The 11760-nt window shown below is 74.1% G+C and carries 12 protein-coding genes; 5 read left to right on the top strand and 7 right to left on the bottom strand.

Going from position 1 to position 11760, the window contains the following annotated elements; translation table 11 throughout:
- Positions 1-83: 83 nt before the first annotated feature.
- On the top strand, positions 84-1295 hold the full coding sequence (locus HNR61_RS09255) for an NAD(P)-binding domain-containing protein (RefSeq protein WP_246442381.1): 1212 nt from the start codon (positions 84-86) through the stop codon (positions 1293-1295).
- Between the two features lie 141 nt (positions 1296-1436).
- Here the strand turns inward: HNR61_RS09255 and HNR61_RS09250 are convergent, their stop codons facing one another.
- The gene (locus HNR61_RS09250; RefSeq protein ID WP_182842703.1) at positions 1437-1661 is read right to left on the bottom strand and encodes a hypothetical protein; all 225 of its coding nucleotides are present in this window, start codon (positions 1659-1661) and stop codon (positions 1437-1439) included.
- Between the two features lie 572 nt (positions 1662-2233).
- Here HNR61_RS09250 and HNR61_RS09245 point away from each other — a divergent pair.
- The 3 genes from HNR61_RS09245 (at position 2234) to HNR61_RS09235 (ending at position 5465) form a co-directional block, all read left to right on the top strand.
- Positions 2234-3166 (top strand): hypothetical protein, encoded by a 933-nt coding sequence (locus tag HNR61_RS09245; protein WP_220509144.1) that lies wholly within the window; start codon positions 2234-2236, stop codon positions 3164-3166.
- A 191-nt stretch (positions 3167-3357) separates the two neighbouring features.
- A complete protein-coding gene (locus HNR61_RS09240) occupies positions 3358-4740 on the top strand; it encodes a chaplin family protein (RefSeq protein ID WP_246442520.1) in 1383 nt (460 codons plus the stop codon).
- 191 nt (positions 4741-4931) lie between these two features.
- Positions 4932-5465: a class E sortase gene (locus HNR61_RS09235; protein WP_182842700.1), complete on the top strand. Its 534-nt coding sequence runs from the start codon at positions 4932-4934 to the stop codon at positions 5463-5465.
- On the opposite strand, the gene HNR61_RS09230 is transcribed toward HNR61_RS09235, so the two are convergent.
- From HNR61_RS09230 to aztB, 6 genes are all read right to left on the bottom strand, one after another.
- The gene (locus HNR61_RS09230; protein WP_182842699.1) at positions 5462-6217 is read right to left on the bottom strand and encodes a class I SAM-dependent methyltransferase; all 756 of its coding nucleotides are present in this window, start codon (positions 6215-6217) and stop codon (positions 5462-5464) included. The two genes, HNR61_RS09235 and HNR61_RS09230, sit on opposite strands and share 4 nt — an antisense overlap.
- 69 nt (positions 6218-6286) lie before the next feature.
- Positions 6287-6697, bottom strand: coding sequence for a Fur family transcriptional regulator (locus tag HNR61_RS09225; RefSeq protein ID WP_182842698.1), 411 nt, complete (start codon positions 6695-6697; stop codon positions 6287-6289).
- A gap of 93 nt (positions 6698-6790) precedes the next feature.
- Entirely contained in the window at positions 6791-7960 is a 1170-nt protein-coding gene (gene aztD, locus HNR61_RS09220) for a zinc metallochaperone AztD (RefSeq protein WP_220509143.1), read from the bottom strand.
- A 41-nt stretch (positions 7961-8001) separates the two neighbouring features.
- Positions 8002-8943 (bottom strand): zinc ABC transporter substrate-binding protein AztC, encoded by a 942-nt coding sequence (aztC, locus tag HNR61_RS09215; protein ID WP_182843191.1) that lies wholly within the window; start codon positions 8941-8943, stop codon positions 8002-8004.
- Positions 8937-10136: a hypothetical protein gene (locus HNR61_RS09210; protein ID WP_182842696.1), complete on the bottom strand. Its 1200-nt coding sequence runs from the start codon at positions 10134-10136 to the stop codon at positions 8937-8939. The genes aztC and HNR61_RS09210 overlap by 7 nt, the downstream gene beginning before the upstream one ends.
- Positions 10133-10990, bottom strand: a complete 858-nt coding sequence (aztB, locus tag HNR61_RS09205; RefSeq protein WP_182842695.1) for a zinc ABC transporter permease AztB — start codon at positions 10988-10990, stop codon at positions 10133-10135. Before aztB ends, HNR61_RS09210 begins: the two co-directional genes overlap by 4 nt.
- A 74-nt stretch (positions 10991-11064) precedes the next feature.
- Between aztB and aztA the strand changes: the two genes are divergently transcribed.
- Entirely contained in the window at positions 11065-11730 is a 666-nt protein-coding gene (gene aztA, locus HNR61_RS09200) for a zinc ABC transporter ATP-binding protein AztA (protein WP_182843190.1), read from the top strand.
- Positions 11731-11760 lie beyond the last annotated feature (30 nt).

Here is an 11760-nt window from a genome sequence, read left to right as displayed (position 1 = left end):
CAGCCCGCGACATCCCACGGGTGGCCGCCCTCGCACACCGACGCCGCGCATCTCTGATTGGAGCATCAGCCTTGACTCAGTCCATGATCGACGTTCTGGTCGTCGGCGCAGGTCCCTACGGACTGTCGGTCGCCGCCCACGCCCAGGCCCTCGGCCTGCGGACGCGGATCATCGGCACTCCCATGCACTTCTGGGACAACCGGATGCCGGTGGGCATGTTCCTGAAATCCGAACCGTTCGCCTCCAGCCTCGGCTCGCCCCACCCGGGACGGTCCTTCCTCGACCGTCACTCCGAGTGGGACACGATGGGCCGGCCCATCCCGCTGGACATGTTCACGTCCTACGGGCGCTGGTTCGCCGAGCACCTCGCCCCCGGCCCCGAGGAGACCCTGGTCACGAACGTGGCGCAGGACGAGGGAGGCTACCGGGTCACGCTGGCGACCGAGGAGGTGGTCCGGGCCCGCACCGTGGTCGTCGCCATCGGGGTCGGCGCCTTCGCCCACACCCCCGACGTCGTCTCGCACCTGTCGCCGCGGGCGCTGACCCACGCCTCCGAGCACCGCGACCTCGGCGTCTTCGCCGACCGGGACGTCATCGTCGTGGGCGCCGGGCAGTCGGCGATCGAGACCGCCGTGCTGCTGGCCGACGCCGGGGCGCGGCCCCGCCTGGTCGCCCGCACGCCCCGGCTGGCCTGGAACGCGCCGCCGCGGCAGTCCTCCTCGCGGCTCGACACGCTGCTGCGCGGACCCCACTCCGGCCTGGGCCGGGGCTGGCGGACCTGGGTCTGGTCCGAGGCGCCCCAGGTCACCCGGCTGCTCCCGCAGGGCGCCCGGCTGGAGCTGGTGCGCACCACCCTCGGACCGGCGGGCTCCTGGTGGCTGCGGGACCGCATGGACGAGCGCGTGACCGTCAACCTGCACCAGCACCTGTCCGGCGCCACCGAGGCCGACGGCAAGGTCATGGTGTCGACGCTCGGTCCCAACGGCCCGCAGATCCACTCGGCCGACCACGTGATCGCGGCCACCGGCTACCGCCCCCAGCTGGACCGCGTCACCGTCCTGTCCCCGGACCTGCGCCAGCGGCTGCGGCGGGTCGCGGGGTCGCCGCGGCTGGACGCGAACTTCCAGGCGTCGGTGCCGGGCCTGTACTTCACGGGGCTGAGCGCGGCGGCGAGCTTCGGCCCGGTGATGCGCTTCGTCCACGGCGCGGACTTCTGCGCCCGCCGCGTCGCGCGGCACATCGCCCTGCACGCCGGGACCCGTGACACCGCCGTCCCCAAGCCCGTCACCGTCTGACGGGCGACGGACGCGAGGGGCGTGCGCGGCATCCGGCCGTCGCGCACGCCCCTCAGCCTTTTCACCCGCGTCCCGGGACGGCACAGGGGGGTGGCATCACCATGGATGCCACCCCCCTGGATCGTGCGGGGACCCGCCGGGTCAGCGGTCCGCGAACGAGCCGTTGATGCAGGGGCCGTGCTCGTAGGTGGTGCCGAGGATGTTGTGGATCGCGGCGCCGAGGCCCGCGATGTCGACGCTACGGCAGGTCTGGATCGCGATGATCTGGATGTTTTCCGCACGCTCCTCGGCGACGGCCGGTGCGGCAGTGACCGTCGAGAAAGCAGCTCCGCCGATGAGGGTTACGGCGGCCAGTCGCTTGAACATTTCGTCTCCATTCGTGAAGAGAACACAGCAGAACTAACTCCAACCGACCCATGCGGCCTGAGCCAGCACGCCAATCGCATCCGATCTTTTGGCGGAACGCTCGTCCCGCAAACGCATTTTGCCTAGAAATTGTTGATTGCTGGTGACCCCTTTTGTGCGTTGTCGTGCCAAACCCGGCGTTAACGGATTTTGGTGTCCCGTGCGGCGGGCCGGGAGGCCAGGAACGTGCTGTGAGTCGGCCATGAGGGGCCAATCGAGGAGGTGGGGCGGGTCGGTCGAGGCAAGGCGCGGGCCGAGGGATCGGAAAGACGCGCCCAAGCCCCCGGACAGTGCCGGAGGTCCCTGGGTAGGAATGGTTGTGGACGGTCGCGACCGCGTGTTCGCGCACGCCGGTGGCGCCTCTTTATGGTCGGCGCGGTCCGGCGCCCGAAGTGCCGAAGTCGGATACGGGACACGCCGGTCACCCGCATTTGATTGATCTTCTCGGACCGGGTGCTACGGTTCGACCGGTCCCTATGAGAACGGGGTGACGGACGGCCGCCCGAACGGCAGCGGGATAGGGGAGCGGGAAAATGGCGTCGACGGACACTTCCTTGGAGGCCGGGCGGCCTCCGGGGCGGTTTCGTCGCGCCGCGGTCCACCTCTTCGCCCGCCTCGCGTTCGTGGCCGTCGGCGTCATGGCGGGCTGGCTGCTGGTGGTCTCCCTGGACCAGCCCGGCGCGCGGGCGGCGCAGGATCCCGTGCCGTCCTCGCCCGCGACGGGAGCCCCCGGAGCGAGCGCGCAGCGGGTCGCCCAGGTGAACGTGTCCCGCGGCGCGTCCGCCGGGCCGCGTCCCACCGCGGCGCTGACCCGGGTGGAGCACGTCATCGCCACCACCCGGCGGGTCGACGGCGTCGTCGTCACGCGGGCGGCCCGCATGGTCGCCCCGGCCCGTGGCCTGGACCGTTCCGTCGGGAAGGTCACGCGGAGCCTGCCTCCGGGCCTGGTCCTGCTCGACGCGCAGGGCCGTCAGAAGGCCGCGCCGCCGGCGACCGTCCGGCCCGCGCTCCTTCCCGTCTGGCCCGTGACGGGGCTCGGCTCAGGCGCGCCGGGCTCGGCCCGCACCGCGTTCCCCGCCGCCGGAACGGCGACCGTCGTGCCGGCGGCGCCGGACGACGGGCCGGTGATGTCGCGGTCGGTGACCGGGACGCCGGTGCGGGGCGACGGCATGCGGGAACGTCCTTCGCACGCGCTCGCCTTCGGGCACGCCGTCCGGGACGCCGCCGGGGAGCACTGCGCTCCTCCGGAATGCTCGGAGCCCATGTCGCCCGTGCGGCACGACCCCGTCGCGCCCGCCCACCCGCGCGGTGCGCTGGCGCAGGCGGACCTCGGCACGGGCTGGGCGGCCAGCACGCCGCCCGACGCCCCGCTGATGCCCCGCTCCTTCGCCGGGGTGTCCGCCGGTTACCTGGCCTCGCTGATCGGCCTGGTCAACCCGCGCATCCCGCTGGTCGTCCCCGACTGACGACCCGCTGACGCCCGCCTTCGCCGGGCCCTGTCAGCCTTCCGCGGCCCGCTCGTCCCGTGGCCGCCGGACCTTTCGACCTTCCCGTGATACCGCAGCCGCGCTGCGGTGACCGTCCCGACCGAGGAGAGCACCTCCCCGTCCGGACGATCCAACCAATCCATCCACAGAACCAGGAGCACATCGTGCACATGTGGGTCAAGCACACCAGCAGGGCGGCCCTCGTGGCCGCCGGGGCCGTCGTGATCGGCTCCACGACCGCGTCGCTCGCCGCCGCCGACATCACCAACGGCAACCTCAGCGTGCTGGGCGGCAACCAGCTCAACGCGCCGGTCTCGGCGCCGGTGAACATCAGTGGCAACTCCGCCGGGGTGCTGGGGAGCGCCAACTCCAGCACGCTGGGGAGCACCCACGTCACCAACGTCGGCCACGGCGACGGCATGAAGAGCTCGGGCAAGCTCTCGGTGGGCGGCGGCAACCAGCTGCGCGCCCCGATCTCGGCGCCGATCAACGTGTGCGGCAACTCCCTGGGGATCGCCGCCGCGGTCAAGGCCGCCTGCCACGGCTCGGCCACGGTGACCAACCACGGCGTCGGCGACGGCATGAAGACCTCGGGCAAGTACAGCGTCCTGGGCGGCAACCAGGCCTACGCCCCGGTCTCGGCTCCGGTGAACGTGTGCGGCAACGCCGCGGCCGTGGTGGGCACCGCCTCGGCGCTCTGCAAGGGCAGCTCCCACGTCGACAACGAGGGCGTCGGCGACGGCATGAAGACCTCGGGCAAGGTCAGCGTCCTGGGCGGCAACCAGGCCTACGCCCCGGTCTCGGCGCCGGTGAACGTGTGCGGCAACGCCGCGGCCGTGGTGGGCACCGCCAAGGCCGTCTGCAAGGGGGCCGCGACCGTCACCAACTCCACCATCGGCGCTCCGCGGCCCTGGGGGCCGTCCGGCTCCGAGGTCAGCTCGCCGCCGCTGCCCCTGACCAAGGCGCCGCAGCCCGCGCCCAAGGCCCCGCAGCCCGCGCTCAAGGCCAAGCCGCCCGCGCCCAAGGTCCAGCAGTCCCAGGTCAAGGCCCCGAAGCCGGCGCCCAAGGCCAAGCAGTCCGCGGTCAAGGCCCCGCTGTCGGCGGTCAAGGCCCCGCTGCCCTCGACCAAGCGGTCCCCGCTGCCCTCGACCAGGCGGCTGGAGTCCACGACGCAGAGCACCGCGGACACCACGCGGGCCCTGCCGACCCCTGCCAAGGGCATGCAGGTCGACAAGCTGGTCACCAAGACCAAGGACCGGCTGGTCGCCAATGCCAAGGGCCGGCTGCTCGGCAGCGCCAAGGGCCGGCTGCTCGGCAAGCTCGGGGTGAGGGAGCGCGCCGGCGCGGCGCTGCCCTCGACCCGGCGCATGGCCCTGCGCGGGGGCGAGGAGGAGGCGATGATGAAGCCCGCGGAGCTGCTGCGCTCCCTGGCCAAGCGCATCGGCGTGCCGGTGCCCGAGGAGGCCGCCCCCGGCCGTGAGCCCGCCGGCCGTCCGCGCCTGCCGATCAACGGCCTTCCCGGCATGAAGGTCGGCGGCGAGGAGATCCTGTAAGGCGTTTTCCCGGCGCGCGTTCCGGCGCCGTAGCGGTACCGGAGCGGGACGGGCGGACGACCTTCGCCTCCCGCTCGACGACAGCACCCGCGGGAGAGGGCGGCAGACAGCGATCCTGCCGCCCTCGGGTGTCTCGTCCCTTCTCCCTTGTCAGGAAACGACCGGTCGTTCGGCGGATGGTGGGGTGGATCGTGATTCGACGGCGTCGTCTGGTGGCCGCGGCGGTGCTCGCCGGGTTCGCGACGGGAGTGGTCTGGTCTCCGGCGCGGGTCGACGCGACCCGGACCGACTCGAACGCGTTCGTGGTGGCGCACATGAGGATCCCCAGGATCGGGCTGTCGGTGAAGGCCAGGGAGGGCGTCGACCGCCGGACCCTGTGGCGCGGCGTCGGGCACTACCCGGGCACGCAGATGCCGGGACAGGTCGGCAACGCGGTCTTCCTGGGCCACCGCACGACCGGCCGCGCGCCGTTCGCGGACCTGGACCGCCTCCGCCGCGGGGACCGGATCACCGTGCGCTCCGGGGGGCGTTCCCGCGACTACTCGGTCACCGCCGTCCGGATCGGCCCGGCGAACGCCTGGTCGGCCCTGGCCCCGGTGCCCTTCCACCCCCGGCGGCGGGCCGTCGAGAGCATGATCACCCTGATCACCTGCCACCCCAAGGGGTCCGACCGGAAGCGGCTGATCGTGACCGCCCGCCAGAACCGGACGCCGGCCGGCGCCTAGCGCCGCCAGGCGTGCACGCCGGCGGGCGCGTCCGGCACGGCCGTCAGGCCGGCCGCCGCCAGCTCCCCGGCCAGCCTCTCGTCAGAGACGACATGGCAGTCGAACTCGGCGACCTCCTCGCCGACGAGCCGGTCACCCTCCCAGGTCCGGTAGGCGTTCACCCACCGGACCACGTCGTCGCCCACCACGTCGGCCCGCGTCACCGTCTCATAGCGGCGGCGGCCCAGAACCCGGCCGGGGACCGTGGTGGACGGCACCGGCTCGGCCTTTTGCGGGTACTGGGTCTCGACCACCAGCACGCCGCCCGGCCGCAGCCGCTGGGCCCACCGGTGCCACAGCCGGGGGCGCTCATCCGGTGCGAAGTGCATGACCAGGTTGAGCAGCACGACCGCGTCGAGGGGAACGGGCGGCTGGGCGGTCAGGGCGTCCTGGTCCAGGACGGTCACGCGCCGCCGCGCGCCGGGCAGGCGCGCCAGCCGGGTGACCAGCGCGGCCCGCATGACGCGGGTCGGCTCGATCGCGAAGATCTCGGCGTCGGCGGGCAGGAAGCCCAGCATCGCCTCGGTGAAGTGGCCGGTCCCCGCGCCGACCTCGGCGACCGAGCGCGCCTGCGGCAGCAGCGTGCGCAGCGCGCCGGCCAGGGAGTCCCAGTGGTCGCGGGGCAGGATCAGGTCGTAGTAGGGGGCGTTGACGGCATAGCCCTCGCCGCGTTCGGCCCGGCCCGCCTCGCCGGTGGCCGCGTCCTTCGTCATGGTCGGGTGCTCCTTCTCGGGTCGGGTCGAGGCCGGTGACCGGAGGGTCGGCGGCGTCAGGGGGCGGGGTCACGTCCGCGGGGCGGTGCGGCAGGGGCCGCACACGCCGTGGACCTCCTCGATCAGGAAGGCGCGGGTCTCCGGCCGTCCGGCGGATCGGCCCCGCAGCCGCACCGGCTCGGCCTCCGCCACCAGCCCGCAGACGCGGCACACCAGATGGACGTGCCGCTCGTCGCCGCAGGCCAGGTAGACGGTCTCGGTCCCGTGGTCCACGGCGTGCACCAGACCGGCCCGGGCCAGGGTGGCGAGCGCGCGGTAGACGGTGGTCAGGCTGATGTCGGCGCCGTCGGCGCACAGGGCGGAGTGCAGCGCGAGCGCGCTGCGCGGCCCGTCCTGCCGGGCCAGCGCCGCCAGCACCGCCAGCCGCCGCGGCGTGGCCGGGACGCCGCGCGCCCGCAGCGCGTCGGCGTCACCGGCCACGGGACGCGCCCACGCGGCCTCCTCCGGCGAGGGAGGCCCTGCCGAAGACGACGGTCATCATCAACTCCCCTCCTGCCCCCGGCGGACGGGGGCTCAGACGCCGGTGAGCTCGTTGGGGGCCTGGGGCAGCTCGGCGGTGGTCGTCACCTTCCCCGCCTCGATGTCGACGGCGTGCACCTTCCGGCCGCCGGGGTCGGTGACGTAGGCGGTGTGGTCGCGCACGTGCAGGGTGGGCCGGGGCTGCTGCCACTCCAGCGGCTCCCGCCAGGCGCCCATGACCTTGATCTTCCCGGTGACCCGGCCGCGCTCGGGGTCGATGACGTGGAGCGCCCCGTCGGTGCCCAGCACCAGCGCCTCCCCGTGCGGGCCGCGGCCCAGCGACCGGAAGGTGTAGCTGGTCCCGAGGTCGACCAGCCTGAGGCCGCCGGTCCGGGTGTCGATCAGGGAGATCCGCTCGGGGCGTTCCAGCTCGGCGTCGCGGTCGGTCTTGTAGTCGCCGAGGACGATCGGGGACTCCTCGTGCCCGGCCTGGTTGCCGATGCGCCCGTACCCGTCGGGCGCCTTGACCTTCGTGATCTTTCCGTTCCGGTAGAGCAGCGCGCCGTTCTCGCAGCCGATCAGCACGGCCTCGTCCTTGGCGGTGGCCTCGCCGTGCACGCCGGGGCAGTCCTCGCTGCGGGCCACCTCCTTGCCGCCCTTGTCGAGGACCTGGATTCCGGTGCGCTTCTCCTCGGTGCCGTGCGTCACCACCAGCTCGCCGTTGGCCAGCGCGATCGCCACGCCGTGGTGCGGGTGCCGGGTGGTGTGGGTGGTCGCCTGCGGCAGCCCGTTCCCGAGGCCGCGGGGGTCGAAGACGATCGCCTTCCCGGCCCCGTCGGAGAACAGCACGGTCTTCCCCGCGTGGTGGACGACGTGACCCGGCTTGGGCGCGGCGAACTCGTCCTTGGTGAGCTGGGCGCCGACGGCGTCCAGCACCCGGAACCCGGTGGCGGTGGAGACCATGACGTGGCGGCCGTTCCCGGCCGGGTTGACGCGGTTGAACCCGGCGAGGGGGATGGTCTGGACGACCTTGAGCGTCGTGGCGTCGAGGACGTACAGGCCGCCGTCGTAGGTCGCCACCAGCGGGTCCTTCACCTTGGCCGCGGCGGGCGCCGCCGTCCTGTCCTGCGCGACGGAGCCGTTCTGGCCGCACGCGACCAGCGTGAGGCCCAGCGCCGTCATCGCCGCGGGGAGTGCGGCCCTGGTGAGCGGCCGCGTTCGCATGGAGTGCCTCATTCTCGTTCCCTGTTCCTGTGGGGGTCGGGTCACCGCGCGGACAGACCGGCGGTGATGGCCTCGGTGTTGGCGCGCATCATGCGCAGGTAGGTGGGGGCGCCGCCGCCGGCGCCGGTGAGGGATTCGGAGTAGAGCGGGACGACCCTGAGGTCCAGCCCCGTCTCCCGCGCCATGACCCGCGCGAGCCGGTCCGGCTGGGAGGAGTCGGCGAAGACGGTGGGGACGCCCGCCCGCCGGACCGCGTCGGCCAGCGACTTGAGGTCCGAGCCGCTCGGCGAGGCGAGCGTGGTGCCGCTGGGGATGACGGCCCCGACGACCTGGAAGCCGTAGCGCCGGGCGAGGTAGCCGAACACGTGGTGGTTGGTGACCAGGCTGCGGCGCCCGGACGGGATCGTGGCGAACTCGCCCCTCATCCAGGAGTCGAGGGCGGTGACCTGCCCGCCGTACGCGGCCGCGTTGGCGCGGACCTTCCCCGCGTCGACGCCGTCGACATGCGCGATGACCTGCTCGGCGACGAGGTCGACGGCCTTGCGCATCCGGACCGGGTCGGTCCAGAAGTGCGGGTCGGGCCGCCGCGCGGTCCTCCCCTCGGCGTAGGGGATCGGATCGACCCGCTCGCCCACCGCCAGGGTCGCGACGCCCTGGGCGCCGGCCGCCTTCACGTTGCGCGCCACGCCCTCCTCCAGGCCGAGGCCGTTGTGGACGAGGAGCGCGGCGTTCTCGATGCGGGCGGCCTCCTGCGCGGAGACGCCGAAGGAGTGCGGGTCGGCGTCGGGCTTCATCAGCACCGTCACCTCGGCCTGGTCGCCCACGACGTTGCGGACGACGTCGCCGAGGATGTTGGTGGTGACCACCACGCCGGACCCCCCGGAGCCCGCGGCCGAACAGCCCGCCAGGGGCAGGACCAGGCACAGTGCGGCCAGGAGCGCGGCGGCGCGCCGCCTGCCGCGGGATGCGGAGGCGCTCACCAGCCCGTCTCCACCATGTGCCGGGGGGTGAAGGGGAGCTTGAAGGTGCGGGCCAGGCGCAGGCCGTCGTTGTAGTCGATCTCGTGGACGGCCTTTCCGGCGGGGTCGTTGACGTAGGCGCGGGCGGTGTCCACCTCGATCACCGGTCCGGGCCGCGTGCCCCCGGGCTCCTCCAGCAGCTTCCTGCGCGCCTCCTCCCTCCCGGAGGCGGGGTCGTAGGAACGCAGCGTGCCGTCCCGGCCCAGCAGCAGGACCGGGGAGTCCTCGCCCACCGCGTTCACCGCGAGCGCGGGGGCGTCGCCGACCCTGCGCCACTTCCCGGCGGCGACGTCGAGGACCCAGGCGCCCCTGTCCCCGGCCCTGGCCGCCAGGACCGTCGAGCCGGGGCGGTGGCGGAACTCCCGGGCGCGTTCGGCGTCCGGCACCTCGCCCGGATAGGCGATCTTCCGCGCGCGGAACGTCCCGTCCTCGTGCGTCACGGCCAGGGCCCCGTCCGAGCAGCCGAGGACGGCCCCGCGCCGGGTCGTCGCCTGCCCCCGGGGGTCGGGGCACGGCTCGGGCAGCCGCGACACGTGGCGGCCGGCGCGGTCGTGGACGGTGACGTCCCCCCGCCCCGGGGAGGCGACCAGGAGGTGCTCGGCGTACGGCACGGCCACGCGTCCCCCGACCTTGGCGGCCTCGCCGATCCTTCCGGCGTCGAGGGCCTTCCGGTCCAGGACGCGGACGCCGCCGGCCGTGGACAGCGTGGTCAGGGCGGGGTCCCCGGCGACGTCGGGGTCCGCGGCGTTCCGCAGGTCGCCCACCACGCGCGTGCGGGCGCGGTAGTAGTGCACGTGGTCGCCGTGGTCGACGGTCCAGACCCCGCTGTCGACGACGCGCAGGCCGTCGCCCACGGTCAGGTAGGCGAAGCGCCCGTCGCCGCCCATCGCCCTGAGGCCGGGGGCCTCCGCGACCGGGACGGTCCCGCCGGTGGCGGGGTCCAGCGCGTGGACCTTCCCGCCCTCCTCGGCCAGGACGAGACGCCACTGCGCCTCGGCCGCCTCCTCGGCTCCGGCGACGTACCCGTGCGGGGTCGGCCCGGCGTCCGCGGTGCCCGTGGGCCGGGAGGCGCCACCGCAGCCCGCCAGCAGGATGGCCGCCGCGACGGCGGCCGGCGCCGCGAGCGGTCGCGCGCGGCCGGTGCTGCCACAGATCATGACGAGTACCCGGGTTCCTTTCGTCGGGAGGCGCGCGGCCGGCGGTCGCGAAGGCCCGCCCCCAGCGCCGACAGGAAGAACAGCGCCACGGCGGTCGCGGCGATCGTCGCTCCGGCCGCGGTGCCCAGATGCCAGGAGACGAGCAGCCCGGTGACGGTCGAGACGGCCCCGAGCAGCGCCGCGCCGGCCATGACCGCCGGGACGCTGCGCGCCCACAGCACGACCGCCGCGGGCGGCGCGATCAGCAGCCCGAACACCAGCAGGGTGCCCACCACGTGGAAGGACGCGGTGATCGCCAGGGTGAGCAGGCACAGCAGCAGCGCGTGCGCCAGCCGGGGCCGCATCCCCAGGGTCCGCGCCTTGCGCGGGTCGAAGGCCAGGGCGACGAACGACCGGTGCCCCACGGCGCTGAGGACGGCGGCGGCGACCAGCGCCGCCGCCAGCACGGCCAGATCGCGCGGGCGCACCGCCAGCACGTCGCCGAACAGGAAGGCGGTCAGGTCCACCGCGAAGCTCTGCGAGTGCGACACCAGGATCACGCCGAGGGCGAGCATCCCGACGAACAGCAGGCCGATGCCGGTGTCCTGGGACAGGCGCGGCGACCGGGACAGCGCCGTCACCCCCGCCGCCATCGCGACCGCGCTCAGCACGGCGCCCACGAACAGGCTCCCGTTCAGCAGCGACGCCGCCGCCACGCCCGGCAGCATGCCGTGCGACATCGCGTCGCCGAGGAACGCCATGCCGCGCAGCACCACCCAGGTGCCCGCCAGGGCACAGATGCCGGAGACGAGAAGCCCGCCCCACAGCGCCCGTTCCACGAACGACACCCCAAAAGGGGTGAAAAGCCACTCCATGCCCGGCATCGTATAATGAAAACCGTTATCATTTGCAAGAAGGGGTGGAGCGGGTGGGCGAGACGGCGATCACGATGCGCGGGGTCCGGGCGGGCTACGGCGCCACGAAGGTGCTGCGCGACATCACGGCCCGCGTCCCGCGCTCCCGCGTGACCGCGCTGGTGGGCCACAACGGCTCGGGCAAGTCGACCCTGCTCGGCGTGCTCGCCGGGATCCTCGCCCCCACGGCGGGCGAGGTGGAGTCCTCCTGCGCGGGGCGGCCCGCGCTGGTGCTCCAGCGCACCGCGGTCCCCGCCGTGATGCCCATGACGGTGCGGGAGGCGGTCGCCATGGGCCGCTGGGCGCACCGCGGCTGGTGGAGGCCCCTCACCCGGCGCGACCGGACCGTGATCGCGGACTGCATGGAACGCGTCGGCGTCGCCGACCTCGCCCGGACGCGGCTGGGCGAGCTGTCGGGCGGTCAGTACCAGCGCGTCCTCATCGCCCAGGGGCTCGCCCAGCAGTCCGACCTGCTGCTCCTGGACGAACCCGCCGCCGGGCTGGACCGCGACTCCCAGCGGCGGATCCTTGAGATCTTCGACCAGCTCGTCCCGACCGGCGTCACGATCGTCCACGCGACCCACGACGCCGAGGCGGCCGGGAACGCCGACCACTGCCTGCTGCTCAAGGACGGCCGCCTGCTCGCCCAGGGCGCTCCCGGCGAGACCCTGAACGAGCCGAAACACCCGGCCCACCCCTGACCGCCCGGCCCGCCGCGCCGCGTTGTCCAC

It is taken from the genome of Actinomadura kijaniata (genome assembly GCF_014138665.1).
Taxonomy (GTDB): domain Bacteria; phylum Actinomycetota; class Actinomycetes; order Streptosporangiales; family Streptosporangiaceae; genus Spirillospora; species Spirillospora kijaniata.
This window is presented reverse-complemented; position numbering and strand designations above follow the sequence as displayed.

What these genes read in the sequence shown, in the direction of transcription:
- HNR61_RS09250 (WP_182842703.1), bottom strand. Translation starts at nt 1,661, where the DNA reads ATGTTCAAGCGACTGGCCGCCGTAACCCTCATCGGCGGAGCTGCTTTC.
- HNR61_RS09255 (WP_246442381.1), top strand. Translation starts at nt 84, where the DNA reads ATGATCGACGTTCTGGTCGTCGGCGCAGGTCCCTACGGACTGTCGGTC.
- HNR61_RS09240 (WP_246442520.1), top strand. Translation starts at nt 3,358, where the DNA reads ATGTGGGTCAAGCACACCAGCAGGGCGGCCCTCGTGGCCGCCGGGGCC.
- HNR61_RS09230 (WP_182842699.1), bottom strand. Translation starts at nt 6,217, where the DNA reads ATGACGAAGGACGCGGCCACCGGCGAGGCGGGCCGGGCCGAACGCGGC.
- HNR61_RS09210 (WP_182842696.1), bottom strand. Translation starts at nt 10,136, where the DNA reads ATGATCTGTGGCAGCACCGGCCGCGCGCGACCGCTCGCGGCGCCGGCC.
- aztD (WP_220509143.1), bottom strand. Translation starts at nt 7,960, where the DNA reads ATGCGAACGCGGCCGCTCACCAGGGCCGCACTCCCCGCGGCGATGACG.
- aztA (WP_182843190.1), top strand. Translation starts at nt 11,065, where the DNA reads ATGCGCGGGGTCCGGGCGGGCTACGGCGCCACGAAGGTGCTGCGCGAC.
- HNR61_RS09245 (WP_220509144.1), top strand. Translation starts at nt 2,234, where the DNA reads ATGGCGTCGACGGACACTTCCTTGGAGGCCGGGCGGCCTCCGGGGCGG.
- aztB (WP_182842695.1), bottom strand. Translation starts at nt 10,990, where the DNA reads ATGGAGTGGCTTTTCACCCCTTTTGGGGTGTCGTTCGTGGAACGGGCG.